Origin of the sequence: Aliiroseovarius sp. F20344 (genome assembly GCF_023016155.1) — a bacterium.
Taxonomy (GTDB): domain Bacteria; phylum Pseudomonadota; class Alphaproteobacteria; order Rhodobacterales; family Rhodobacteraceae; genus Aliiroseovarius.
This window is the reverse complement of record NZ_JALKBG010000003.1, coordinates 670,260-696,076: the sequence shown is the minus strand read 5'-3', so window position 1 is coordinate 696,076 and position 25,817 is coordinate 670,260. Positions and strand designations below refer to the sequence as shown.

General features: G+C 57.1%; 26 protein-coding genes. 10 read left to right on the top strand and 16 right to left on the bottom strand.

Translation table 11 applies throughout. The features are described from left to right. The first annotated feature begins 31 nt into the window (after positions 1–31). The 3 genes from MWU55_RS03935 (at position 32) to MWU55_RS03925 (ending at position 1,925) form a co-directional block, all read left to right on the top strand. The gene (locus MWU55_RS03935; RefSeq protein WP_246934423.1) at positions 32–619 is read left to right on the top strand and encodes an HD domain-containing protein; all 588 of its coding nucleotides are present in this window, start codon (positions 32–34) and stop codon (positions 617–619) included. Between the two features lie 34 nt (positions 620–653). Continuing rightward, entirely contained in the window at positions 654–1,457 is an 804-nt protein-coding gene (locus MWU55_RS03930; protein ID WP_246934422.1) for a DUF6782 family putative metallopeptidase, read from the top strand. Between the two features lie 132 nt (positions 1,458–1,589). After that, positions 1,590–1,925 (top strand): hypothetical protein, encoded by a 336-nt coding sequence (locus tag MWU55_RS03925; protein WP_246934421.1) that lies wholly within the window; start codon positions 1,590–1,592, stop codon positions 1,923–1,925. On the opposite strand, the gene MWU55_RS03920 is transcribed toward MWU55_RS03925, so the two are convergent. The 10 genes from MWU55_RS03920 to MWU55_RS03875 form a co-directional block, all read right to left on the bottom strand. Continuing rightward, positions 1,911–2,255, bottom strand: a complete 345-nt coding sequence (locus MWU55_RS03920) for a hypothetical protein (RefSeq protein ID WP_246934420.1) — start codon at positions 2,253–2,255, stop codon at positions 1,911–1,913. The genes MWU55_RS03925 and MWU55_RS03920 overlap by 15 nt on opposite strands. Positions 2,256–2,324: 69 nt before the next feature. After that, the gene (gene rmuC, locus MWU55_RS03915; RefSeq protein ID WP_246934419.1) at positions 2,325–3,554 is read right to left on the bottom strand and encodes a DNA recombination protein RmuC; all 1,230 of its coding nucleotides are present in this window, start codon (positions 3,552–3,554) and stop codon (positions 2,325–2,327) included. Then, a complete protein-coding gene (gene mutL, locus MWU55_RS03910; protein WP_246934418.1) occupies positions 3,551–5,413 on the bottom strand; it encodes a DNA mismatch repair endonuclease MutL in 1,863 nt (620 codons plus the stop codon). The genes rmuC and mutL overlap by 4 nt, the downstream gene beginning before the upstream one ends. 50 nt (positions 5,414–5,463) lie before the next feature. Next, positions 5,464–6,774 (bottom strand): pitrilysin family protein, encoded by a 1,311-nt coding sequence (locus MWU55_RS03905; protein WP_246934417.1) that lies wholly within the window; start codon positions 6,772–6,774, stop codon positions 5,464–5,466. Then, a complete protein-coding gene (locus MWU55_RS03900) occupies positions 6,774–8,108 on the bottom strand; it encodes a pitrilysin family protein (protein ID WP_246934416.1) in 1,335 nt (444 codons plus the stop codon). Before MWU55_RS03900 ends, MWU55_RS03905 begins: the two co-directional genes overlap by 1 nt. A gap of 128 nt (positions 8,109–8,236) precedes the next feature. Then, positions 8,237–8,764 (bottom strand): DUF3035 domain-containing protein, encoded by a 528-nt coding sequence (locus MWU55_RS03895; protein ID WP_246934415.1) that lies wholly within the window; start codon positions 8,762–8,764, stop codon positions 8,237–8,239. A gap of 57 nt (positions 8,765–8,821) precedes the next feature. After that, positions 8,822–9,298, bottom strand: coding sequence for a signal peptidase II (gene lspA / locus MWU55_RS03890; protein WP_348646210.1), 477 nt, complete (start codon positions 9,296–9,298; stop codon positions 8,822–8,824). 3 nt (positions 9,299–9,301) lie between these two features. Next, positions 9,302–10,891, bottom strand: a complete 1,590-nt coding sequence (purH, locus tag MWU55_RS03885) for a bifunctional phosphoribosylaminoimidazolecarboxamide formyltransferase/IMP cyclohydrolase (RefSeq protein WP_246934414.1) — start codon at positions 10,889–10,891, stop codon at positions 9,302–9,304. 30 nt (positions 10,892–10,921) lie between these two features. Further along, positions 10,922–12,613 (bottom strand): heparinase II/III family protein, encoded by a 1,692-nt coding sequence (locus MWU55_RS03880; RefSeq protein ID WP_246934413.1) that lies wholly within the window; start codon positions 12,611–12,613, stop codon positions 10,922–10,924. Positions 12,614–12,791: 178 nt separating this feature from the next. Continuing rightward, positions 12,792–14,051, bottom strand: a complete 1,260-nt coding sequence (locus MWU55_RS03875; RefSeq protein WP_246934412.1) for an RsmB/NOP family class I SAM-dependent RNA methyltransferase — start codon at positions 14,049–14,051, stop codon at positions 12,792–12,794. Positions 14,052–14,119: 68 nt separating this feature from the next. Here MWU55_RS03875 and MWU55_RS03870 point away from each other — a divergent pair, with 68 nt between their 5' ends. Continuing rightward, positions 14,120–14,347, top strand: coding sequence for a DUF1674 domain-containing protein (locus MWU55_RS03870; RefSeq protein WP_246934411.1), 228 nt, complete (start codon positions 14,120–14,122; stop codon positions 14,345–14,347). 15 nt (positions 14,348–14,362) lie between these two features. On the opposite strand, the gene truB is transcribed toward MWU55_RS03870, so the two are convergent. Together truB and rbfA are read right to left on the bottom strand one after the other, a co-directional pair. Then, positions 14,363–15,268 (bottom strand): tRNA pseudouridine(55) synthase TruB, encoded by a 906-nt coding sequence (truB, locus tag MWU55_RS03865; protein WP_246934409.1) that lies wholly within the window; start codon positions 15,266–15,268, stop codon positions 14,363–14,365. Then, positions 15,268–15,690: a 30S ribosome-binding factor RbfA gene (rbfA, locus tag MWU55_RS03860; RefSeq protein WP_246934407.1), complete on the bottom strand. Its 423-nt coding sequence runs from the start codon at positions 15,688–15,690 to the stop codon at positions 15,268–15,270. The genes truB and rbfA overlap by 1 nt, the downstream gene beginning before the upstream one ends. A gap of 97 nt (positions 15,691–15,787) precedes the next feature. On the opposite strand from rbfA, the gene dapB reads away from it, so the two are divergent. Continuing rightward, positions 15,788–16,597, top strand: a complete 810-nt coding sequence (dapB, locus tag MWU55_RS03855) for a 4-hydroxy-tetrahydrodipicolinate reductase (protein ID WP_246934405.1) — start codon at positions 15,788–15,790, stop codon at positions 16,595–16,597. Between the two features lie 22 nt (positions 16,598–16,619). On the opposite strand, the gene deoA is transcribed toward dapB, so the two are convergent. After that, a complete protein-coding gene (gene deoA / locus MWU55_RS03850; protein ID WP_246934403.1) occupies positions 16,620–17,927 on the bottom strand; it encodes a thymidine phosphorylase in 1,308 nt (435 codons plus the stop codon). An 88-nt stretch (positions 17,928–18,015) separates the two neighbouring features. Here deoA and MWU55_RS03845 point away from each other — a divergent pair, with 88 nt between their 5' ends. After that, positions 18,016–18,522 carry a DUF1643 domain-containing protein gene (locus MWU55_RS03845; RefSeq protein ID WP_246934396.1) on the top strand — a complete coding sequence of 169 codons (507 nt, stop codon included), beginning with the start codon at positions 18,016–18,018 and terminating at the stop codon, positions 18,520–18,522. Between the two features lie 9 nt (positions 18,523–18,531). Here MWU55_RS03845 and MWU55_RS03840 read toward each other — a convergent pair whose 3' ends face one another. Then, on the bottom strand, positions 18,532–19,734 hold the full coding sequence (locus MWU55_RS03840) for a calcium-binding protein (protein WP_246934389.1): 1,203 nt from the start codon (positions 19,732–19,734) through the stop codon (positions 18,532–18,534). Between the two features lie 182 nt (positions 19,735–19,916). Here MWU55_RS03840 and MWU55_RS03835 point away from each other — a divergent pair, with 182 nt between their 5' ends. Both MWU55_RS03835 and rpsO read left to right on the top strand, forming a co-directional pair. Beyond that, positions 19,917–20,234 carry a DUF5665 domain-containing protein gene (locus tag MWU55_RS03835; RefSeq protein WP_246934387.1) on the top strand — a complete coding sequence of 106 codons (318 nt, stop codon included), beginning with the start codon at positions 19,917–19,919 and terminating at the stop codon, positions 20,232–20,234. Between the two features lie 130 nt (positions 20,235–20,364). Continuing rightward, complete coding sequence (gene rpsO / locus MWU55_RS03830) at positions 20,365–20,634, top strand: 30S ribosomal protein S15 (RefSeq protein ID WP_246934386.1); 270 nt, start codon at positions 20,365–20,367, stop codon at positions 20,632–20,634. A 65-nt stretch (positions 20,635–20,699) separates the two neighbouring features. On the opposite strand, the gene MWU55_RS03825 is transcribed toward rpsO, so the two are convergent. Further along, positions 20,700–21,386: an SGNH/GDSL hydrolase family protein gene (locus MWU55_RS03825; RefSeq protein WP_246934385.1), complete on the bottom strand. Its 687-nt coding sequence runs from the start codon at positions 21,384–21,386 to the stop codon at positions 20,700–20,702. A 214-nt stretch (positions 21,387–21,600) separates the two neighbouring features. Here MWU55_RS03825 and MWU55_RS03820 point away from each other — a divergent pair, with 214 nt between their 5' ends. Together MWU55_RS03820 and pnp are read left to right on the top strand one after the other, a co-directional pair. Beyond that, the gene (locus MWU55_RS03820; protein ID WP_246934384.1) at positions 21,601–22,317 is read left to right on the top strand and encodes a sterol desaturase family protein; all 717 of its coding nucleotides are present in this window, start codon (positions 21,601–21,603) and stop codon (positions 22,315–22,317) included. Positions 22,318–22,496: 179 nt separating this feature from the next. Beyond that, positions 22,497–24,641 carry a polyribonucleotide nucleotidyltransferase gene (pnp, locus tag MWU55_RS03815; protein ID WP_246934383.1) on the top strand — a complete coding sequence of 715 codons (2,145 nt, stop codon included), beginning with the start codon at positions 22,497–22,499 and terminating at the stop codon, positions 24,639–24,641. A gap of 155 nt (positions 24,642–24,796) precedes the next feature. On the opposite strand, the gene MWU55_RS03810 is transcribed toward pnp, so the two are convergent. Next, positions 24,797–25,750: an SDR family oxidoreductase gene (locus tag MWU55_RS03810; RefSeq protein ID WP_246934382.1), complete on the bottom strand. Its 954-nt coding sequence runs from the start codon at positions 25,748–25,750 to the stop codon at positions 24,797–24,799. Between the last annotated feature and the right edge of the window lie 67 nt (positions 25,751–25,817).

Genomic DNA, 25,817 nt, shown 5'->3' with positions numbered 1-25,817 from the left:
CATGCTAGGCTGACCCAAAAGGGAGGCCGCCATGCTGGACAAACGCAAACCCACTTGGACAAGTTTCGAGAACGCCACCAAGGAAGATTTCCTTGCCGTCATGGAATATGACGAGGCCTATGCGAACGCCGTCGCCGACCGCCTTCTGGATGCGCTGAAAGAGCTGGACGAGGAAGACACTCCTTATCCGATCAACCGCTATCAACACTCGCTGCAATCAGCGACCCGTGCCCATGAAGCAGGCGAACCGGAAGACCTTGTTATCGCTGCCCTTCTGCACGATCTGGGCGACACGCTATCGCCTTTTAACCACGGAGAACTGGCCGCCGCCATCGTGAAACCCTATGTGTCCGAGCGCACCCACTGGATCCTGAAACACCACTGCGTTTTCCAAGGCTACTACTACAACCACCACCTTGGCGGAGACCGCCACGCCCGCGAAAAGTACAAAGACAACCCGCACTATGACGCCTGCGTGAAATTCTGCCACGAGTACGACCAGAACTCGTTCGACCCGAACTATCCGACGAAACCTTTGGAGTTCTTCGAGCCGATACTCCGCCGCGTGTTCAGCCGGTCAGAGGGTCATATGGAGCTGAATGAGGTGCGGGACGCTTAAGCGGACTGCTTGACCCACTGCGTAAAGCTGGACAATGCAAACGATAGTGGACAACATCTCGGCCATGCCCCGACTGTCAGCTCTCTTTCTGATCCTTTCGCTCGTAATGCCTGCGACGCTTTCAGCAGAGCCTTGCATCAATCTGGTCAATCCCGCACCCGAAACGGAAGACCAGAAGAAACTGACGCATCTGCTCGACAGCCTGCAGCCAACCTTTGCCCGTTTCCCCACGATCGGCCGGACCATCAGCGCAACCGACACCTCGCTATGTTTTTCAGACCAGATGAACAATGCGATCGGATTTCTGGATACCGAGGGCAATCGGATTGTCATCGAACCCGACCTCCCCCTGAGCCTTCAGCGTGCCGTTTTGCTGCACGAGTTGCGCCACTTGTGGCAGTCCATGAACGGAACCTGCCCCTCTACCGATCTGGCCATGAAGGAATATGCCCACGCCACTTTCGCGCTTGAGGCCGACGCCAGTGCAATCACGCTTCTGATCGCTTGGGATATGAAAGAGACCGGGGACGAGACGGTTTGGACAGCCCTGTCCGACTGGGCGTCCCAGTCAGATATCGCCGCGCGTTTCGAACAGACCATGTCAGACACGCAGGATGCCGGAGCCGCAGTGTCGGCCGCGTTCGACCAATGGTATGTCTCGCCAAAACGACGAGAGATTTACTACATCGAAGCCTGCAGCAACTATCTGGATTGGCAAGAAGCCAACCACCAGATCCCCCTTTATCACACGCTCGAAACCGGGTTTTACGAGGCGTTGTGTAAGCTACCTGATGGGCGGGCGTATCACTGCGTTGAACCAGAAGGGGCGGACAGATAGGCGGAGGCCAGTCTGAAGGTCGTCAGCCGATCACAGGGGTAAATGGGGTTGAATGTGGTATGGGAGGGGTGAAAGAAATTCAAGTACTGTCAGCTGTCTGGCGGTTCGTGCAAGATCTGGTAGGTTATTGAAATGGATCAAGATTCACATCGCACCGCGAAAGCAGAACAACGATTATTAGATCTTTGTACAAAAATGCTTTCTGGCGAATGCAGCTATATTCAAGGAAGTCGCCAGATTGTTGACCTTTGTCTACGAGCGGGCATGGCACCGAATGACCCCGACCGAAGCACATTCGTCGTAATTGAAAGTGAAACCGATGACATCCCAGATGAAGGGGTCGTCAAGCTTTGGAGCGTTGAGGCTATAAAAGCTAAATCCGAAGAATGGACAGAAACTGAGGTTTGGGCAAAGAAGACGGGTGAACAAGCAGCAATGAACTTGCAGAAACGACTATTCCGGCAATAGAAAGAGCCTCTTCGCGAGCGCATCCGCTTCAAGTTCATTGATTGCCTTCGCAAATCCACCAGCTTTCGCCCACACGTGCCCCGCGGTTTTGTACTCAATCGCCATCATTCTGAAATTAATGACCGCAGCAAAGAAGCGTCGATTTTCTTTGCTTAGCTGAGTGTTGCTTTCGAGAAGCTGGCGCGTTTTTTCGTATCGCAGCTTGGCCTGTTCAGTGTCGCCCATAAACAAAGTGGTTTCTGCCAAGTGCAAGTTGCAGACCACTGCGTTCGGGTATTTTCCAACAAGCTTGAAAGCTATCTTATTTGCTTTCTCGAATTCTCGTTTCACAACAAAATCATGAGCTCTCAATAATCGGAGATTGTACAGTATCCGCTTCACCCTTCTCAGCAACGCGTACTACCCCTTCCCAATCGGCACCACGTTCTCGGCCCCGTCGGACAGCTCTTCAAAATCAAAGTTATCCAGCCGCGCAGCGCGTTTCCCTGCACGCTCGGCCGCCGTGGTAATCCCCTCGACATCCCGGCGGGCCTGATCGAAATGAGTCTCCAACTTGCCAGCGCGTTCCACCACCAGCTCCACGTCGCGGTGTAGGTTTTTCAGCATCTTGCGGATCTCGCCCGCCTGTTCGCGCATTCGCGCGTCTTTCAGGATCGCGCGCATGGTGTTCAGCGTCGCCATGCAGGTGGTCGGCGAGACGATCCAGACGCGCGCCTCGAACCCTTCGCGGACCAGTTCGGGGAAGTTCGCGTGCAGCTCGGCATAGACGGCTTCGGACGGCAGGAACATCAGCGCGCCATCGGCGGTTTCGCCTTCGATGATGTATTTTTCCGAGATTGCTTTGATGTGGGCCTTCACCGCGACCTTCATCGCCTTGGCGGCCTCGTTCAACTCGTATTGCGTGTCAGCTTTGCGCAGTGCCTCATAGGCCTCCAACGGAAATTTCGAGTCGATCACAATCGGCCCCGGAGGGTTCGGCAGGTGGATCAGACAATCCGCCCGTTTGCCGTTCGAGAGTGTCTGTTGCAGGTCATAGCTGTCTTTCGGCAATGCCTTGGACACGATATCGGTCAGCTGGATTTCCCCAAACGCGCCGCGGGTTTGCTTGTTCGACAGGATGTCCTGAAGGCTTAGCACATCGCCCGACAGCCGCGTGATGTTGTCCTGCGCTTTGTCAATCACGGCCAGCCGTTCCTGCAACTGCGTCAGGCTTTGGGTCGTCTTGACCGTGTTGCCCTGAAGGCTTTCCTTCATGCGCTCTTGCAGCTCGGACATGGCGCGCGCGGATTTCATCGCGTTGTCGTGCAGACGGTCATTCATCTGCTGCTGTACATGCGCCAGACGGCTCTCCATCGCTTGCAAGACCTGCGTTTGCCCGGTCGCCTGCGCATCCGACACAGTGCGCAGCCCGCCCGACAGCTGATCTTGCCCTGCACCCAGCACCTGAACCGCCTGTCCAAGGCCACCCATCTGGCGGGCCAGATCCTCGGTCACTTGGGTCGACCGGCCCGCACGGCGCAGAACGACCACCAGTAAGATGAACATCAGAACAGCCAGCGCAATACCCCCCAGCGTCAACAACACCAACGGGTCAGAGAGGTCATAGGTCTTGTCACCGATCTGGATCATGTGCGTCCAAACAGCCTTTCGATATCTGCAAGTTTCAGCTCCACATAAGTGGGGCGCCCGTGGTTGCACTGGCCGGAATGGGGCGTGGCCTCCATTTCGCGCAGAAGGGCGTTCATTTCTTCGGGGCGCATCCAGCGGCCAGAGCGGATTGATCCGTGACAGGCGACGCGGGACAGGACGGCCTCGATCTTGGCCTGCACCATATTGCTATCGCCAAGGTCTGCCAATTCGTCCAGCACATCCTTGATCATCGCAGTGGCATTGATCTCGCCCAGTATGGCGGGGGTTTCGCGCACGGCGACGGCGTCCCCGCCGAAGGGCTCGATGACCAGACCCATGGCGGCAAGGTTTTCGGACACTTCGAGCAGCCGCGCCACATCACCTGCTGACAGCTCGACAATCTCGGGGATCAGAAGCGCCTGACGGGCCACGCCGTTTTCGGCCATCTGGCGTTTAAGCTTCTCATACACAAGCCGCTCATGCGCCGCATGTTGATCGACGATCACCATACCGGTCTCGGTTTGAGCGACGATGTAGTTCTCGTGCACCTGCGCGCGGGCGGCACCCAAGGGAAGCGCCTCTTGCGGGGCGTCTTGTTCGGGCTCGACAACCGGGTCAAACCGGGCCGAGGGCGTGGACATTTCAGCGAAACCGGGCGCCTCAGGTGTGGGCGCCTGCGCCTGATAGGAGGAGCGCATCGCCCCAAGGCTGGGCCGGTCCATCTGATAAACGCGCGGTTCGGTCTGCTCCGGTCGCATCGCGCCCAGCGTCGCACCCGCCACTGTAGTCGACGCCCGATGCCCTGCATTCGCCAATGCGTGACGCAGTCCCGAGACGATCAGCCCGCGCGCGATGCCGGGTTCGCGGAACCTGACCTCGGATTTCGCGGGGTGGACGTTTACGTCAACCAGATGCGGATCACACGAGACGAACAGAGCCGCTGCGGGATGGCGGTCGCGGGACAGGAAATCGAAATAGGCGGCCCGAAGCGCGCCGGTCAGCAGCTTGTCCTTAACTGGGCGGCCATTCACGAACAGAAACTGCGCAACAGCAGCGCCCCGTGAATAGGTCGGCAGCGCGGCAAACCCGGTCAGCCGCAGCCCCTCGCGTTCGGCATCAATCGGGATTGCATTTTCCGCGAAATCCCGACCCAAGATTGTCGCCAAACGGCCCGACAGCGCGTCGAACATGTCGCCAGTTTCGGGATCTGCCCGGAAGGTCACACGTCCCTCGCGCCCACCCGAGACATCTCGCAATGTGAAGCCGATGTGCGGCTCGGCCATCGCCAGACGTTTCACCACATCGCTGATCGCCTGAGCCTCGGCCCGGTCAGTGCGCAAGAACTTCAGGCGGGCGGGCGTGGCGTAGAAAAGGTCACGCAGCTCGACCACCGTGCCGCCGGACAAGGCCGCGGGTTTCACCGGGTCCGTCTTGCCGCCAGCCACGCGGATCACTGCCGCGTCAAAGCCGTCAGCACGCGAGGTTATGGTCAGACGCCCCACCGCGCCGAGCGACGGCAGCGCCTCGCCCCGAAACCCAAATGTGTGGATGTCCAGAAGATCAGAACCATCAATCTTTGACGTCGCATGACGTGACAACGCCAGCTCCAGATCATCCGGTGCAATGCCACAACCATCATCGGTCACGCGGATCAGTGTTTTGCCGCCATCAGCATAAGAAACCTCGATCCGGGTCGCCCCTGCATCGATGGCGTTTTCCACCAGTTCTTTCACCGCCGAAGCCGGACGTTCCACCACTTCACCTGCTGCAATCCGATTGATTGCAGCATCATCCAATTGGCGGATAACAGGGCGGTTCACGGCAGAATCCGGGCTTATCTGGGGGTTTCCTTCGGGCATGGCACAAAACTTAGCATATCCACGCCCGATTCGACCATTGCGGAAAAAGGCTAATTCGACACAACACCGTCCGGCTGACCGACAACCACGAAATGCAGCGTGTCAGGGTGGTAAAGCTCTGACGCGACGCGATTTGCTTCGTCCAAGGTAACCGCCATGACCTGATCATTCCGGGTCGCGATGTAGTCAATCGGAAGCCCCTCTAATTGCATCGCGACCATGATGTTGGCAATGTTGGCGTTGCCATCAAAGCGCAGCGGGTACGACCCTGTCAGATAGGTTTGCGCCGCCGTCAGTTCCTCTTGCGTGATGCCTTCGCTGGCAATTTTCGCCCACTCATCACGCACCACGTCGATTGCTTCACCGATCACCGCGTTTTGGCTTGAGAACTGCCCCAGCACGCTTTCAGTCCATTCCGCCGGCACCAGATACGAGCCGATCCCATAGGTCAAACCGCGCTCTTCACGTACCTCGTTCATCAGACGCGAGATAGAGCTTGGGCCACCAAGAACTGTGTTCACCACATAGGCGGCGAAGAAGTCGGGATCTTCGCGTTTGATTCCGTCATGTCCGAAAAGGGCAACGGATTGCGGGGTATCGAACGGCACAACAGTGGTTCCGCCGGGCAATCCAAACTCGACCCTATCAGGCAAGGCCGCGCCGGTCTGAGGCAATCCATCGAACAGGCGATCCAGAATGGGGCCAAGCTGCTCGGCCGTGATGTCCCCAACAGCGGCAACATAGATGCGATCCAACGCGAGTGTATCCTTGTACGCATTCAGGATGTCTTCACGCGTCAGCGCTGTTACGCTTTCAACCGTTCCTCCATCGTAGCTGCCATAGGGATGGTCCCCATAGGCCGCGGCATCGAAGGCGTCACCGACGATCGAGTTGGGATCGGTTGCACGTGATGACAGGTGGGACAGAATCTGTCCGCGCACCCGATCAATCGCGGTGACATCAAACCGGGGCGCTGTCAGCGCCTTGTGCAAAAGCGCTACAGCCTCGTCCCGGTTTTCCGTCAGGAACTGAGCCGAAATTCCGATCGTGTCTTCCCCGGCATCAAATCCATAAGACGCAGCCAAAGCCTCGCGTACTTCGGCAAATCCCTGCGCGTCCAGATCATCCGCGCCCTCTTCCAACAAACCCATCATCAGGTTCACGGACCCGCGCTTGCCGGGACGGTCCAAAACCGTCCCTCCGCGAAACCGAATCTCAAGTGCGGTGAAGGGCAGCGCAGGTTCCTCAACCAACCAAGCCGTATGGCCGTTTTCGGACGTTACTTCCTGAATCGGGACTTCTGCGCGTGCGGGCAGGGTAAAGGTGACTAAGGCCACCAAGATGAGTGCAATTTGTTTCATTACATTTCGTCTCCGCCTTCGGGCACAAGCCACCCGGTCACCGCTTTGCGGTCGTCAAACAACGCGCGCGCTGCCTTCATTACGTCTTCGGGGGTGACGGCCTGAAGCACATCCGGCCATGCCATGACATCTTCGACTGTCAAACCCGAGGTCAGTGCCTCTCCGTACCGTTCGGCGCGCGACATGACATTGTCTTGCGAATAGACGTCGCCCGCACGGATTTGGAACTTCACGCGCTCGAATTGTTCGGGGTCAATGCCGGTTTCCAAGAACTCTGCAATCTCGCGGTCCAAAGCGGCTTCGGCGTCTTTCAAGGAAACCTCAGCAGTAGGAACAACAATCAGAGTGAAACTGGTGTCGTCTAGCGAAACAGATCGATACCCAGCAGCTGCATACACTGCGATCTGTTCGTCAAATTGCAGCGCACGCCCCAGAACCGAAGTCGCTCCGTTTCCGCCCAGAATTTCGGCCAGATAGACAAGCGCCGCAGCTTCTTCCTGCGCACCGCTGTCGCGTTCAGGGGCTTGATAGGTCCGCAACACATAAGGCTGCGCAACACGTGGATCAGCGAAGCGAAGGCGTCTTTCCGCCAATTGCGGGGGTTCTTGGACACGCTCGCGCTTGCCCAAATCGTGAGTGGGCGCCAAAGGACCGTAATGTGTTTTGGCCAGCTCCAAAACCTCTTCCGGCGCGACATCACCTGCCACAACAAGCACCGCATTGTTAGGAGCATAGAACCGCTCATAAAACGCCAATGCGTCTTCGCGGGACAGTTGCTCCATTTCATGACGCCAGCCGATCACCGGAATGCCGTAAGGGTGATTCAGATAAGACGCAGCATTCATCTGCTCGCGAAACAAAGCGCCTGGTTCACTATCGGTACGCTGGGCGCGCTCTTCCAAAATCACGTCGCGTTCGGTGGCAATGTCATCTTCGGACAGGATCAGATCACGTACACGGCCCGATTCCATTTCCATCATCAAGCCAAGACGATCAGATGCGACGCGCTGAAAATATGCCGTGTAGTCTTGCGAGGTGAAGGCGTTGTCGGAGCCACCGTTCTCGGCCACAATTCGGCTTAGCGCCCCGGCCTCATAATTCTCGGTTTCCTTGAACAAAAGGTGCTCAAGAAAATGTGCGACGCCTGAAACGCCGGGTGTCTCATCCGCCGCACCAGCCCGGTACCAGAGCATATGCACGACAACCGGAGCCCGACGATCTTCGATAACGACAACTTCCAACCCGTTATCCAGCGTATAGCTGCTCACATCGTCTTTCGCTGACAATGGTGATGCCAACCCGAGCGCCAGCAAGCCTGCTAAAATGAAACGCATATAGTGCTCCTTCAATGACGGGTTAAATCTACGTGTGATTGCGGGCTCTTCAAGCCTTGGCAACGCAGATGTGATCAATAATCCCCGCATGAGCGCCACATAATGAAAAAGGGCCCGAAGGCCCCTTTTTACTGATCGGTCACCGCTTCAGGTGGAGCAGCCGGGGTCCACAGCCCCAAACGACGAAGGCGTTCAAGCTCGCGATGTTGATCAAGATGCATGGCTTCATAGGCGCGATAGTAGACGTTCACGTTGAACAACCGCTCCAACACGCGGCCGCGATTATCTTTGCGCCACTCAAGGTCCGAGGCCGCCAGAACTTCGCGAATATTCGAGGAGACTCCGTACCGGCTCGCCGCGCTGACCAAAGCGCCTTCGCCACCACGCAGTTTTCCGGACCCCAGATTTCCACCCAGCGCAGCAACGGCATCGGCTTTTGGCGTCGGATCGGTCAGATTGGCCTTTCCGGGCGTCGGCGTTGGAAGGTCCGAGTAGCTTTTGGGTTCCTGCAAAGGTTTGGTTGGCAGAATGGCGAATTCATCCGGCCCATCCTGTGTTGCACGCAAGTTCATCAGCGAAGGATCGCGATCAGCACAAGCAGCGAGCCCTAGAATAATGGCGCTAAGTGTCAGAAATTTCACAGACGATACACGCATTCCACGTCCAATCCCCAAGGTAATCTATGGGTTTATTAGCCCATATAGAAAGCCGCGTCACGGGGTCTTGTTGGATGATGTAAAAAGAACCAGCCCAATTGCCCCCGCAAAGACAAAAACATCCGCAACATTGAAGGAATATGGGTTTTGGATTCCGCAGCACGAGGTGTTCAAAAAATCAACCACAGCCCCGTAATAGATGCGGTCCACCACATTGCCGAGCGCCCCGCCGATCAGCAAACCGGCTGATATCTGGCCCAATTTGCCGACTTGTTCTTTGCGGACCCACCAAACCACCCATATAGCAATCACTAGGGCCAACGCGATCAAGATCCAGCGTGTGACACTTGGATCCGCGCCGCCGAAAAGGCCAAAGTTGATCCCGGTGTTCCAGCCCATTTGGTAGACCAGATATGGCGGCCAAATCTGGACCACACCAACGCGGTCCAGATCCAGAATATACAGCGCGTGATATTTGGTTAGCTGATCCAGAAGGAACGCCACCAGTGCCGATATGCCGATCACACGCATCATAATTTAGTGCCGGAAGTGACGCATGCCGGTGAAAACCATGGCAAGGCCTGCTTCGTTTGCAGCATCAATCACTTCCTGATCGCGCATCGAGCCGCCCGGCTGGATCACGCATGTACCACCAGCGGCTGCGGCTTCCAAAAGACCGTCGGGGAAGGGGAAGAACGCATCCGATGCCACGGCGGAACCTTTGGCTAGACTTTCGTCCAACCCCAGTTCGGCGGCCATACGTTCGGCTTTCGAGGCGGCGACATTGGCACTGTCCAAACGGCTCATCTGGCCGGCACCCACGCCCACAGTGGCTTGATCTTTCACGTACACGATGGCGTTCGACTTGACGTGCTTGGCAACTTTCCAAGCGAACAACATATCTTTCATCTGCTCATCGGTCGGCGCTTTCTCGGTCACCACTTTCAGGTCATCGATGCCTACATAGCCCACGTCTTTGTCTTGAACCAGAAGACCGCCAGCCACCTGCTTGTAAGCAGTCAGAGCTGCACGTGTGTCGGGCAGACCATCGGTCAGCAGCAGACGCAGGTTTTTCTTGGCAGCGAAGATTTCCTTAGCTTCATCGGAAGCACCGGGGGCGATCACGACCTCGGTGAAGATCTCGACAATCTTGGTGGCGGTTTCTGCATCCAGCGGCTGGTTCAACGCAACGATACCACCAAAGGCCGAGGTACGGTCACAGTCAAACGCCTTCTGGTAGGCCTCGACCAGTGTCGCGCCCTGGGCCACGCCACAGGGGTTGGCGTGCTTGATGATCGCAACGGCGGGGCTAACGGCGGGGTCGAACTCGGCAACCAGTTCAAACGCAGCGTCGGTATCGTTGATGTTGTTGTAGGACAGTTCCTTGCCCTGCAGTTGGGTCGCGGTGGCCACTCCGGGACGGTTCGACCCGTCGGTATAGAACGCAGCTTTCTGGTGGCTGTTCTCACCATAGCGCAGGGTCTGTTTCAGCTCGCCAGCGAATGCGCGGCGGCGCGGGGCTTCAAGCTCCAGTGCATTTGCCATCCACGTGGACACGGCGGCGTCATAGGCTCCGGTGCGGGCATAGGCAGTTTGGGCCAGTTTCTTACGGAATTTCGGACAGGTTGCGCCACCGTGCTGGTCCATGTCGCCCAGCAGCTTGTCATAGTCCTGCACGTCCACAACCACATTCACGAAAGCATGGTTCTTGGCCGCTGCACGGATCATCGCCGGGCCGCCAATATCGATGTTTTCGATACAGGTGTCATAGTCGGCACCCTTGGCGACGGTTTCTTCAAACGGATAAAGGTTCACCACCAGAAGGTCGATTGCACCGATACCGTGTTCATCCATCGACGCAACATGCGCATCGTTGTCTCGCAGCGCCAGCAGACCACCATGTACCATCGGGTGAAGTGTCTTCACACGACCATCCATCATCTCGGGAAAGCCGGTGACCTCGGCCACGTCTTTCACGGCGACGCCAGCGTCACGCAACGCTTTGGCGGAACCACCGGTGGACAGGATTTCGACCCCACGGGCCTCCAGCGCTTGTCCCAGCTCAATCAAGCCAGTCTTATCGGATACGGAAATCAGCGCGCGGCGCACGGGATGAAGGTCGGTCATATCAGTTGGCCCCCCAAGGCCTGAAGTCTGTTAATCTGGCAGCTCCGCCCGGTCGCCCGTTTCAAGGTCCCGCAAAACCGTTGGGGTGTCTTGCGCCTTGGCCAGCGTCCAGCGGATGCGTGTCGCATAGTCCATTGCGACGCCAGATAGAACCACTTGTTTTGTTTTTCGGGGCTTAAGACGCGTCTTTTCTAAATAAACACTGCTTTCCAGCGCCAATTCGCCGCGCCCTTCGAAGCGGAATACCCAAATCTCACCAGATCTGAGCGCCAGCGACACTGCCGTTCCGCCCATATCCAAAGTGGCGTCGACTTCGGGATGCAGATGAAACCGTACCGAATAGGGCACCCCCTGAAGCGAGGTTTCGTCCAGCATGGTGTCGAACTTCTGCTGATCCGCTTCGGATACAGCCGTCAGCGTGTCTTCACCTGACAGCTCACGTCCTGACACGGCAAGCTCTAGCTTGCGCATATGGGTCAATCCATGCGAACCGATATAACCGTCATGGGCGGCAACGATCCCAGTCGTTCCCGTTCCAACAACGTACTGCAAGGGAACTTGCTTGGGTGTTTGTACAAGGAAAGTACGCTCGATCCCGTCCAAAACCATCGGCTGAGATAAGCGCGAAGAAGACTGGCCGGACAGCCCCAAAACGGAATGCGAAGGGGTCGCGCGACCGGCCTTGTGCCATTCCTGACCGAACTGCAGCCCCGATCCACAGTTCACGATCACCGGCCTGCGTCCTGATGTCAGCTCGAATGCCAAGGTCGATGCGTGGCCATTGGCAGACGCATTCCCGACAGGAGGCGGCGCACCGTCGATAATCACACTGGTCCGGCCAGCGGATAGACGGGCATAGCCCATCGAAAGATCCTCGTTCGCAGTGGCGCGCACGCCGGAATTCGCCAAAGCATGATCCAGCCGACCATCCAATCCGCGCCCGCCGCCGTGGAATCGCGCAAGGCTACCATCTGAATGGCGCAAGGCCCGCAGCGTAGGTGCAATACGATTGATGGCTTCCAGATGTTCTGGCTCGGGCTCGCGCCCAACTTCGCGCAATGTCAAAGCTGCCCAGTTCAACAATGTGAACACTTCAAGAAGCTCTTCCGGGTTTCGCGTAGGAATCCCGCCTTGCTTATCAATTTGTTCCACACATTCCTGCGCCAATGCGCGGATGGCGGCATCCACCCGCACCTTCACGCCCGTCAGGCTGAAACCGGCATAGATCAGGCCCGTAAGCGCCTCGAACCTGGGCAATCCCGGGGTCGCACCACCCCAACGGCGCGCCAAAAACAATGTCTGCTGGCCAAGAGATCGGAAGAACCTTTCGCTTTGCTCAGATGTCATGCCGCCCATCAGGAACAGGGCATGGCTGATCCATCGGATCAAGCGCCTGCCAGTCAGATCGGGTGTCCAACCTTCGCCGCGCCCGTTGCCATATGCGTCAATCCAACCAAAGACCCAGTCTTGGGCACGGCTACGTGCCTCGTGATCACCGACGCTCGCCAGATCATCCAGCCAGGCAAACCCTTGTGTCTCTTCAATGAAAGCCGGGTTGGGTGGCTTGATGTCCCACAACATATGATCCGGCGCATTGACCAAGTGACCCGCAAACAGAAAATTCCCAGCCAGAAGCTGCCTGCCACGCGCAAAGGAACCGATGGTGCGCGGCTCTGGCTGCGACACAAACCCGGCCGCAGACCGCGCTTTGGCCGCGCGCATTGCGTGCCAACGATTTGCAAAACGGGTGCTTAACCCGGAAGAACCGATCTGTGGAGCCACTGCGACTGCCTCGCCTCATTCATCTTGCCCGGACCTTTTGGTCCACCCCTCTGTGGGAGCTTGAGGTAAGCATACTATGCTCGCCCGCGCCTGTCATGACGAAATCAAGGCCGCGTGATTATTTCCGGCGAAAACACGTAATAAAGAACCCGTCCATACCGCCTTGATCCGCCATGTAATGCGGGAAAAGGCGCAAGCCTTCGGGCCCAATCCAATCGGGGTCAACGCCCGGCAAACGCAAAGCATCAAGGTCCAAAGACAAATCTGCATGTCGCCCCATCGCATCTCGCACTTGCTCTTCACCTTCGTCAATCAACAGACTGCACGTGCAATAAACCAGCCGCCCGCCGGGCTTTAAAAGCCCAAGCGCACGATCGATCAGATGCTCCTGAAGTTCAAAAAGCCCCGGAAATTCGCTTCCGTCTTTCGCGTAAGGCAAATCAGGATGACGCCGGATCGTGCCCGTCGCGGTACAGGGCGCATCCAGCAAGATCGCATCAAACGGCCCGCCCTCGTATTCCAAGGCATCACTGGTCACAAGTTCTGCTGATAGCTTGGTCCGCGTCAGGTTTTCCTCGACCCGTTTCATCCGTCCGGCCGAAACATCAAGCGCCGTGACTTTTGCCCCCATCGCGGCCAGTTGCATGGTTTTACCACCCGGCGCGGCGCACATATCCAGTACGGCCTCGCCCGCTTTCGCAGCCAAAACCTTGGCAGGCAAAGCCGCAGCGACGTCCTGTACCCACCAATCGCCAGCCTCGTATCCCGGCAGGTTGGTGATCTGGCCATGGTCCGCCAGCCGCACCGATCCAGTGGGAAGAAGGATACCCTTCAGAGCTTTTGCCAACGCCCCGGCATCGGTTTTCGCAGTTAGATCAACAGGAGCCCCGGCAAACTGCACCGCTTCCATCGCGGCAACAGCGTCCTTTCCATAATCCGCCAGCAACGGCTTGCGCAGCCACTTTGGCAGACGGGGAATAGGCAGCGTATCCCACTTAGAACGATCGCGGTCGATCTTGCGCAACACGGCGTTCACCAAGCCGCGCGCATGTTCCGTTTCCGCCTGTGCTTTCGCAATTTCGACACAAGCATTCACTACACCATGCGCCGCACCACCATTGCAGATCTCGGACACGCCAAGCCGCAGGATATTCAAAACCCGAAGTACCGGACGCTGACGCAGAAACGGTCCAAGCATCCGGTCGCACCGGTCCATGTCACGTAGTGTCTGCATAACCAGGCGTTGAGCCCGCGCGCGTTCTTCCCCGGACAGTTTCGCCAACCGTTTGGGCAAAGCTTCGGACAACAACCTTTTTTCGATTGTGACGTCATCCAGAAGATCCACCACAACATATCGCACGTCTTTCGGGTCGCTCATTGCCTGTCCTTTGCGTTTCGCTGTGTTGCGGCCTATATCATCCCCAACACCATCACAAGGATCGCCGCATGTCAGACGATAGCCCCAAGGACCCGCAATCGGAAGAAGCCGCACCTGAAAGCCCGAAACGCGACTTGCCTCCCGCCGCAATTCGCGCTCTTGCCGAAGCCGAAGAGCGTCGCAAGAAGGCCGAAGCCGAGGCGAAAACCCTGCCCACCGAACTGGGTGGACGCGATGGGCCCGAGCCTGTGCGCTTTGGTGATTGGGAAAAGAAAGGCATCGCCATCGATTTCTGATCGTTGGTGATGGTTTTACTGGTTGAACACCCGACTGGGGTGCAGCTCACCGGCCCGATAGGTGCCGACCGCGACAGCCTTGCCCTCGTACGATGCCCAAGCCTCGTCGCCATATTCCGCGTCTGACGTCAAAACCATACCGGGATTGCCATGCTTCAAACGCGTTGCGCCTTCAGCACTCGCTTTCAGCTCGGGCAAGTCCTGCAATCCTTCCTCGAGCGGGCGCAGATAGGCGTCCAGCTCTCCGGTCTTGGCCAGCTCTTCAATCAGCTCGATGGTCACACCATCTTCCGCGTCAAACGGCCCGGACCAAATCCGGCGCAGGTTGCGCACGTGGCCGTGGCAGCCCAGTGCGTCGCCTAAATCACGGGCGATCGAGCGCACGTACCCGCCCTTGCCGCAGGTCATTTCCAGCGTGACGTGATCAGCATCCGGGCGGGACACCATCACCAGCTCTTCGACCCACAACGGGCGGGCAGCAATCTCGACATCCTCGCCATCGCGGGCCAGTTTATAGGCACGTTCGCCATCAATCTTCACGGCAGAGAACTTCGGCGGCACCTGCATGATGTCGCCGGTGAACTGTGCCAGTGCGGCCTGAATTTCCTCGTCCGAAGGGCGCGCATCGCTTTCCAATATCACCTCGCCCTCGGCGTCATCGGTGTTGGTGGCTTTCCCCAGACGCACGGTAAATTCATAGGCCTTCAGCGCGTCGGTGATGTACGGCACGGTCTTCGTCGCCTCGCCCAGTGCAACAGCCAAAACACCGGTCGCCTCCGGGTCCAACGTCCCAGCGTGGCCCGCTTTCTTAGCGTCCATCGCCCAGCGCACCTTGTTCACCACAGCATTCGAGCTGATACCAGCTGGCTTGTCCACGACCAGCCAGCCATGGATATCGCGCCCCTTTTTGCGGCGTCCCATCAGTCTTCTCCGGCCTCGTCGCTGTCGGGCTTACGCAGATCGCGCTGCACGTCTTCTTGCTGCAACAGGCGGTGCGTGTGATCCATCTGGTCAAACGTCTCATCCACCATGAAGCGCAGTTCAGGTGTGTGCTTAATCTTGATCGCACGGCCAACTAGGCGACGCAGTTCGCCCTTGTTGCGCGCCAAAGCCTTCACGGCCTCTTCCCCGCCCTTGCCACCCAAAGGCAGCGCATAGACGGTTGCGATCGACAGGTCCGCAGTCACCCGCACCTCGCCAATAGTGATGGACATGCGAGACAGGTCAGGGTCGTGCACATCGCCACGCATCAGGGCTTCGGACAGGGTCCGGCGGATCAGTTCAGCCACGCGCAGCTGTCGCTGGTTGGGGCCACGTTGGTCTTCAAAACGGTTCTTTGCCATATGCGCCATTTATGCGTTGAAAGACGCGGGTGCAACAGGGCTTTGCCAACCGGCCTTGCGCAGGTTAGACAGCTTCAACGAAAAACGGAGACCAATCATGAGCGATTTGCCGGGCATTGTGGTGATGGGGGCCTCGGGCCGTATGGGTCAGATGCTGATCAAAGAGGTGCGGGCCAACGACGGCGCACGTCTGGTCGGGGCACTGGAACGACCGGGGAATGACTGGGTTGGCCGTGACGTAGGTGAATGTATGGGTGGCCAGCCCATTGGAGTCACGGTTTCCGATGACGCGTTGGAAACCATGGCAAAAGCGCAAGCCGTGATCGATTTCACGGCGCCTTCCGCAACCGTCGACATGGCTGAGATCGCCGCCCAAGCCCGCGCTGTGCATGTGATCGGAACAACCGGATTATCGGATGCCGATCTTGAGCAGATTGCGCTGGCGGGGCGTCACGCAACCATCGTGCGCGCTGGCAATATGAGCCTTGGTGTGAACCTTCTGGTTCAACTCACCAAACAGGTCGCCGCCGCCTTGGACGAGGATTTCGATATCGAGATCATTGAGGCCCACCACCACCACAAGGTCGACGCGCCTTCTGGCACCGCGTTGATGCTAGGCGAAGCTGCCGCCGAAGGGCGCGGTGTGGATTTGACCAAAGTCTCGGATCGTGGCCGTGACGGCATCACGGGTGCTCGCAAACGCGGAGACATCGGGTTCCATGCCGTGCGTGGCGGCGATATCGTGGGCGAACATGACGTGATGTTTGCCGCCCCTGGCGAACGGATTGTCCTGCGCCATCTGGCCACAGATCGCGCCATCTTTGCGCGCGGCGCGGTTAAGGCAGCGCTTTGGGGTCAGGATAAAAAGCCCGGCGAATACAGTATGTTGGATGTTCTGGGCCTTTAAGCCCAGACCGAAACACATACGATCAGGTCAGGATTTCATTCACAACCGGGGTCGCTTTCGGTGACTCCCCAATGTGATAGGCCGCCAAAAGCTGTTCCATGGCCACCTCTGCGTCATCCATGTTTGCCGCATGGATCACCGCGATGGTATCGCCGCGTTCAAGTTGCGTACCCAAAGGCGCTAATCGGGTCAGCCCCACGGCAGGATCTATCAGATCAGATGACCGGCGACGCCCACCCCCAAGTTCAACCACGCTCATGCCGACAGCTCTTGTATCGATGGTGTTGATGAAACCGGCCTTTGTGGCGCGCAATTCGGTGACTACCGATGCGGCGGCAAAGTGCTTTTCCGGCCTATCAATTACATCCGCCGGACCGCCAAGAGCAACCACCATCGCGGCAAATTTCTCCGCTGCCGCGCCGCTGTCCAATGCCACACGGACGCGATCTTGCGCCTGCGCTGGGTCTGTCTCAAGCTCAGACGCCAAAAGCATCTGCGCGCAAAGTGCTATTACGACGGCCTCTAACCGCTCGGTCCGTCGTACACCCGTCAGAAACTCGATCGCATTCAACGTCTCGACCGCGTTTCCAGCAGCGTCCGCTAGGGGTTCATTCATATCCGTCAGAACGGCATGGCACGGAAGCCCGGCCAGGTTCGATACACGCTGGATTGACTGCGCCAGTTCACGCGCGTCATCATAGTTGGACATGAACGCGCCACTGCCGAATTTCACATCCATCACCAAAGAACCCAACCCAGCTGCCAGTTTCTTCGAAAGGATCGAGGCCGTGATCAACGGAATGCTCTCGACCGTCGCTGTCACATCGCGAATCGCATAAAGGCGTTTGTCAGCCGGGGCCAAGTCGCCAGTCTGACCAATGATGGCACAGCCCACATCGCGCACCACACGGTCGAACAGATCGTTGTCCGGCTGCGAAACATACCCCGGGATGGCATCCATTTTGTCCAGCGTGCCACCTGTATGACCAAGGCCGCGCCCCGAGATCATGGGCACGAAGGCGCCACAAGCCGCCAGAATTGGGGCCAGCATCAGACTGACATTGTCCCCCACGCCGCCTGTCGAGTGTTTATCGACAACCGGACCGGGCAGGTCGGGCCACGAAAACACGTCTCCGCTGTCGCGCATTGCCAAAGTCAGCGCAGCGGTTTCGTCGGGCGTCAGGCCCTTCAACCAACTGGCCATTGCAAAGGCCGCGACCTGCGCATCGCTGGCCTCGCCATCAGCGATACCGCCTACCATTGCAGAGATGTCTTCACCGGTCAGGATTTGACCATCACGTTTCTTGCGGATGACTTCGGAAATCAGCATTGTCTGCTCCGTTTTTCTTCACCTTCGGACCAAAATCACAGCAACGCAAGGGGTTGCCAAGGAACAAGTCCCCCATCACAAAGCAATCATGATTACGCGAGAGTTTCAAAAGGGCGATGCCCAATCCACCGCCGTTTACTCGGATTGCGAGAAGTATCGCTATACTCTGACCCGTGTTTGGGACCCCGACGGACGCAAGGCGCTGTTCATCATGCTGAACCCCTCAACCGCGACCGAGGTGCAGAACGATCCAACGGTCGAGCGTTGCGAGCGTCGCGCACGCACGCTGGGGTTTGGGGCGTTTCGGGTCACCAATATTTTCGCCTGGCGCGACACAGATCCGCGAAAGATGCGGGCAGCGTCTGATCCGGTTGGGCCACAGAATGACGCTGCAATTCTGGACAGTTGCCCGTGGGCGGATCAGATCATTTGCGGTTGGGGCACACACGGAGAGCACCTATCGCGCGGCCCGCAAGTTGAGGCATTATTGCGCAGCGCAAACCGCCCGGCATTTCATCTTGGATTAACCAAAGCAGGGCATCCAAAACATCCGCTCTATATTGCCTACGCTCAACAACCAGAACACTGGTTCTAAGCGCATCTCCTAGACAAATACGTCAGGCCGCACTTCGACGTAAATGTCATGCACCGATGCGGTCGGAGCCCCTTTCAGGATGGCAACCACCTGACCGCCAACCGTTACCACACCATCTTCGCCATTGTCTGACGTCTGAACCGCGACGCTTAGATCAGAATTGTCCGATTCTGGGTCCAGTGAAATTCTCAGAAAGTCCTTTCCGGTTTCGAAATCCGTGATCTCGGCCACGTGCGCACGATCATCACCTTCGGGATACAGCCAGAAGACATCATCCCCTTCACCACCAGTCGCCACATCTGACGCGCCAAAAATCAGGGTGTCGTTGCCATCCCCTCCATCCAAAACGTCGGATGCGTGATCATTGTGCCAGTCATAGTCATGGCGTTCAGCGCCGCTTTCTTCCATCGCGTGCCCGAAGTGATCAATTACGTCATCCCCTTCGCCACCGGAAAGCACATCAGCGCCCAAACCGCCTTTCAGATCATCATTCCCTGCGCCGCCGCTCAGAACATCATCGTCCGTTGCATCCAAAGCCCCAGACAGGTCGTCTTCATGACTGCCGCCAAACAGCTGATCATCCCCGTCGCCGCCGATCAGAATGTCATCACCAGACCCACCATCCAAATAGCTATCCGCACTTTCCGTGGCATCCAGCGTATCCGCACCCTGCCCGCCAAACGCTGCCAGTGCACCATCACCAGCTATGATCGTATCATCGCCAGAGTTGCCGAATAGATAAGCCGCCTCATCCCCCGCAACGATCGTGTCGTCCCCCGCACCTGCATCAATAACATCAACAGCGCCATCGCCGGACACCACAGGAGTTCCATGAAAGTTCGAGATCTCACCCGGTTCCGCATTGTCATCGGATGTGTCGAGTATCACGTGGTCATCGCCATCAGTCAGAACACGCTCATCCGTATCCGGCACAAAATGGTCCAGATGTTCACGCCCGTAATGCGAATCGGTTTCAGTTCCTAAAAGCTGATCCAGTAAGGTCTGTTCTTTTTCCGGGCTGTCGCCATCCCCAAGACCCGAATTCGGCGTCAAAATCCCAGTTTCACCACCTCCTACGGGAATTTTGTTGCCTGTGTCATACAGGTCGCCACCGCCCCCATTTCCTTCGGTGTCATCATCCAACAACTCGGTGAAGCTTTCGGTCATGAAAGCAACTGGCAAAAGGCTTAGAAACAACAGTCCAAATAGCATTCAATACGCCGCCCGTTTTAAACTCGGTTCACATGTCATCCAGCCTGATGATGCTGTTCACCGCTTGCGAATGTATGAAACAGCACGCATTCTTCGATAGGATAATGTCGACAAGTCTAATCAATTCCAAAAGTTAACAATGTGTTAACGGCCCGGCATGCCGCCATAATAGGGACCATGTGATGTCAAATTCGGACACTGAAACCTCTGATCAATTGACCCACCGCGAAGAGCAGCTTGCGCTAGAGGTTCGCGCCCTACGGGCCGAGGTCGAGCGCATGAACAATCATCGTTTCATCCGCCTGCATGACAGCCTGTATAAGCTGGGCCTTTTTCAGCTGTATCGCGGATTGGCCTTTGGTCTTGGGTCCGTATTGGGGGCGACCATCCTTGTTTCCTGGCTGATTTACATGCTGGGGTCGATCGATTTTATCCCGGTTCTGGGGGATTGGGCCAACCAGATCATCGACGAAATTCAGGTCTTACCACCTGAGCAATGATTTCCTTTGCGTTTGACGCAGATTCCTTCTATACGCCCACATCCGCATGAAAACTGCGGATATCTCCATGGGCCTTGCTGGACGACATCCCGGTCTGCGCCATCCACTCTAACCTATGAAGGAGACCCCGATGTCGATTACTGCTGAAGAAAAGAACCGCCTGATCAAAGAATTCGGAACCAAAGAAGGCGACACCGGTTCGCCTGAAGTTCAGGTTGCCATCCTGTCGTCGCGCATCGCGACCCTGACCGAGCACTTCAAAACCCACAAGAAAGACAACCACGGTCGCCGTGGCCTTTTGAAGATGGTTGCCCTGCGCCGTAAGCTGCTGGACTATGTGCGCGGTAAAGACGAAGCGCGTTACCAGGACCTGATCAAGCGTCTGGGCCTGCGCCGCTAAGGCCCGCCCTGTTTGAACAGATACGCCCGTCTCGAAAGAGGCGGGCGTTTTCTTTTGCGCTATAGCTACCTGCCGCGATCCAGCTTCCTGATCATCACGGCCAGACGTTTGGCGATCACCGCACTGCCCTTGAAAGACGGATGGATCATATCCTTTGTGTGAAAGGTTTTGTCGCCATGCGGCACCAAATCCTTGTTGGATAGAAAATAAACATCCTTCATCTGGCGGGCCATTTTCTGAAGCCGTGCCTCATAGGCGTCACCATCGTCGCGGCAATGCTCGATCGCGGAATCCACTCCGGGTGTGCGCAGATAGCCGATCACAATCACTTTTGCACCGGTTGCTCGAATGCGATTGATCAGATTGGGGACGTAACCGTACTGCCCGTTGATTGTGACCATCAGATTAAGTTTCCGACCGCATCTATGACAACCACACCCGAACCAGAGGTCATTGCCACCACCGTTCAGAACCACCCAATCCCAACGACCGCCCCGAAACTGGCGGTCAATCTTCATGCCCATACTGCCTGAGATCGGCAGGTTATACATGATGCGCGCGCCGCCAATGGATCTATTGACCACGGGTTCGTGCAAGTAGCGGCCCAACATATCCCCGATAGATCGGTTCGTGGCTTTGTGCCACGCCATCAAGCTATCACCCATCACAAGAATGCGTGCAGATCGTTTTTCTGCCAATGCTGGGCTGGCCATGAAAAACAGGCACAATAGAAGTGTTAAATGCTTTTTCATCATAAGGTTTCCGGGCTTGAAAAGTCATGCCCCGCAGAGCCAATGGCCCCAGGCGAAACACTTCAACTGTGAAGTATACCACATCCGCATGTCAACTTTGGATTGCATCACCAAACCTATTCGCAAACTGAGACAATCAACAAATTGACGTTTGGTTTTGCTTGAAATCATCCGTCTTCATCGCCCAGCCTGTGGCAAGGTGAGGAGAAAACCGATGACAGAAGCAATCCGCGTCCTGATGAATATGGGCACCCTTCACAGGCTGTTTCCGTTCTGGCTCTTGGGTCTTTTTGCGGTGGTGAACTGGTTTAATCCCTGGCTGCTTCTGGCCCTTGTCTACGGCGTGATGGCTCAGTTCTTTGTCGAATACGCCATGCATCGCTTCCTTCTGCATCGCGAGCCCCCAACCGATCAAGGCGTCTTTAACGAGCTTTACCGCAGCCATATCGGGCACCACGAATTCCCTAGCGATCCTGAGTTTTTCACCGGCGGTGATCACTGGTATCCGCTTCGGTTCGGGGCCATTTCATGTGTGATTCACACCGTATTGCTGTGGCCTTTCATTGGGCTTGGACCTGCGGCTCTATTTTCTTACGTGGCCTTATTCGTCGGATCCGTCAGCGCGTTCACTTTTTATGAATACTGCCACACGCTGGCGCATCTTAGCGTTCCCAAAGGCTGGTTTGGGCGCAGGGTAACCCGGTCACATTTGGCGCATCACTTTCAGGATCACGAGGCAACGTTTCATGTCAGTTTCGGCATGACTTGGATCGACAAATTGTTTGGCACCAAACACGATCCAGATGTCGCGCGCGAACGCTTTGATCGTGAAACCATCCTGTCCATGGGCATGGACCCCGAGGATCTGCGCCTTGTCACGGCCCGCAAGGCGTTCGGCATCACCAAACACCCACGCCGCCGGCAAAGTTAGGGTGCTTCAGCGCTAACGGTTTTGCTTTCCAAACCCCTTGTTTTCCTGTAAGGCGCACGCATCTGAGACGTGACGCTCTGACCCCGGCGCATGAAAAAGGTAGAGGGGTCGGTGGCAATGGGGCCACCATGACACTGGAGACCCGGAGGGCCGGGAGTGCTCCTACTTAGGAAAACATGATGTTTGACGTAACTAAAAAATCGATGGAGTGGGGCGAAGAAACCCTCACTCTGGAAACGGGCAAGGTTGCCCGTCAGGCCGACGGTTCGGTCATCGCCACTCTGGGCGAGACCTCTGTCATGGCCAACGTGACCTTCGCGCGCCAGCAAAAGCCCGGTCAGGACTTTTTCCCGCTGACGGTTCACTACAATGAGAAATATTATGCCGCTGGTAAAATCCCCGGTGGCTTTTTCAAGCGCGAAGCGCGTCCGACCGAAAAAGAGACGCTGACCTCGCGCCTGATCGACCGTCCGATCCGCCCGCTGTTCGTTCCCGGCTTCAAAAACGAAGTTCTGGTGATCTGCACCGTGCTGTCTCACGACCTGGTCAACGACCCCGACATGGTTGCAATGATCGCAGCCTCTGCAGCCCTGACAATTTCGGGCGCACCTTTCATGGGTCCGATCGGCGCTTGCCGCGTTGGTTTCGAGGATGGCGAATACATCCTGAACCCGACCTGCGATGACATGCACGATCTACGCAACAACCCAGACCAGCGTCTGGACCTTGTTGTCGCCGGCACCAAAGACGCCGTGATGATGGTGGAATCGGAAGCCTACGAACTGTCGGAAGCTGAAATGCTGGGCGCAGTTAAGTTCGCACACGAGCAGATCCAGCCGGTCATCGACCTGATCATTGATCTGGCCGAAGACGCCGCGAAAGAGCCGTTTGACTTCCAGCCTGCCGACTACTCGGACCTCTACGCCGCTGTGAAAGCTGCCGGCGAAGACAAGATCCGCGCAGCTTACGGCAACACCGACAAGCAAGAACGTGTTGCAGCTGTTTCGGCCGCCAAGGAAGACATCATCGCCTCGCTGACCGAAGAGCAGCAAGAAGATGCAAACCTCGGCACCGCGCTGAAGAATCTGGAATCGGCTGTTGTACGTGGCGATGTAGTGAAAACCGGCAAGCGTATCGACGGTCGCGCACTGGACACTGTCCGTGGCATCGACAGCTCGGTTGGCATCCTGCCGCGTACGCACGGTTCGGCCCTGTTCACCCGTGGTGAGACCCAAGGTCTGGTTGTAACCACACTGGGCACCGGCGACGACGAACAAATGATCGACGCGCTGACCGGCACCTACAAATCGAACTTCCTGCTGCACTACAACTTCCCTCCCTATTCGGTTGGTGAAGTAGGCCGCTTTGGCCCTCCGGGTCGTCGTGAGATTGGTCACGGTAAGCTGGCTTGGCGTGCACTGCAGGCTGTTCTGCCGTCGGCAACCGACTTCCCTTACACCATCCGTCTGGTGTCAGAGATCACTGAATCGAACGGCTCGTCCTCGATGGCGTCGGTCTGTGGTGGGTCGCTGTCCATGATGGACGCGGCTGTTCCGCTAAAGGCACCTGTTGCTGGTGTGGCCATGGGTCTGATCCTGGAAGATGACGGTTCCTACGCTGTTCTGACCGACATCCTGGGTGACGAAGATCATCTGGGCGACATGGACTTCAAAGTGGCTGGTACCGAAAACGGCATCACCTCGCTGCAGATGGACATCAAGGTCGCAGGCATCACGCCCGAGATCATGGAGAAAGCCCTGGCACAAGCCAAGGATGGCCGTATGCACATCCTGGAAGAGATGGGCAAAGCCCTGACCGCTGGCCGGACCGAGTTCTCGGCTCACGCCCCGCGCATCGAGACCATGAACATCCCGACCGACAAGATCCGTGAAGTGATCGGCTCGGGCGGTAAAGTCATCCGCGAGATCGTGGAAGTTTCGGGCGCTAAGGTCGACATCAACGACGACGGCGTGATCAAGATCGCATCGCCCAACGGCGACGCCATCGCCAAGGCTTACGAGATGATCCACGCGATCGTCGCAGAGCCCGAAGAAGGCGCGATCTACACCGGTAAAGTTGTGAAGATCGTCGACTTCGGCGCCTTCGTGAACTTCTTCGGCAAGCGCGACGGCCTTGTGCACGTCAGCCAGATCGAGAACCGCCGCCTGAACCACCCTTCGGACGTTCTGAAGGAAGGCCAGGAAGTCAAAGTCAAACTGCTTGGCTTCGACGACCGCGGCAAAGTTCGCCTGTCGATGAAGATCGTCGATCAGGAAACCGGCGAAGAGATCGCCCCTGAGCCGAAGAAAAAAGACGACGACTAATCCTTAGTCTTCCGAATTAGAAAGCCCCGGTGGAAACACCGGGGCTTTTTCTTGGGATTGAATGCCTGCTGTGAGCCCAGAGTGTCGAAACCTGCACGGCGCACCAGTTTCAGCTCTCCGGACTGGTGTGTTGACAGCCGAATTCTATCAATCTGTCAGAGTTTCCACTCGAACCCGACGGCTTTTTCAGACACTTGCCAAAGCCTTTCCATGACAGTTTTATCATGAGCGTGAACATTCAGTGTGCCTTTATCGACTGGGCCGACCGCTTCCATGCGGCCCGTCGGACCGTAGAGGGCGCGTTGCTCGGATAGGGCTTGTTCGGTCGCGCACATGACTTCAGGATATGAGCCTTGTTCTGCAGTCTGGACCATTGGCGTCTTGGTCATCAGCCACCAGATGAAACGCATCGTGCGGCTGCCGCTTGTTGTGATCAGAGATGTCGCTGATGAGCCAGGATGGCAGACGAAAACCTCGACATCTTTGCGCCCTGCAGCGGCCAGCCGGTCCTGCAATTCGTATGCGAACATCATCTGCGCCAACTTGCTTTGCGAATAGGCGGTGTTTGCGCCGTAGCCATCATCCCAGTTAATATCGTCGAACTTGATGGTCTTCAGGCCCATGTTGTAGCCGAGGCTGGCAACAACCACGATCCGGCCTTTGCATTCGGCGATGCGGTCAAAGAGCAGACCATTGAGCAGAAAATGACCGTAGTGGTTGGTGCCAAGCTGACTTTCAAACCCATCTACGGTCAGCTTGCGTGTCGGCACCTGCGCGATAGCCGCGTTATTGATCAATGCGTCGATGCGAGGCACCGTCTTAAGGACCTCTTCGGCGGCCTCGCGCACGCTGTCCAAGACGGACAGGTCAATCCGGATGAAGCTCACGTCGGCTTTCGCGCCGATTTCCTGTTTCAGGTCCACGATTGCCGCTTCGGATTTCTCGGGCGAGCGGTTCAGCATCACCACCTTGGCGTTCTTCTTCAGAAGAATGCGCGCGGCTTGAAAGCCTGCGCCCGCGTTGGCGCCAGTGATTATGTAGGTCTTGCCTGACTGGTCATCGAGGCGCTCGGGTGTCCAACCTTTTGGTCCAAATGTCGCATCTGCCATTTTCTGTCTCCTGCCAGCCAAAGCTGGCGGTTTGGGGTGTCGTCGATTGAAAACACAGATAGAACCT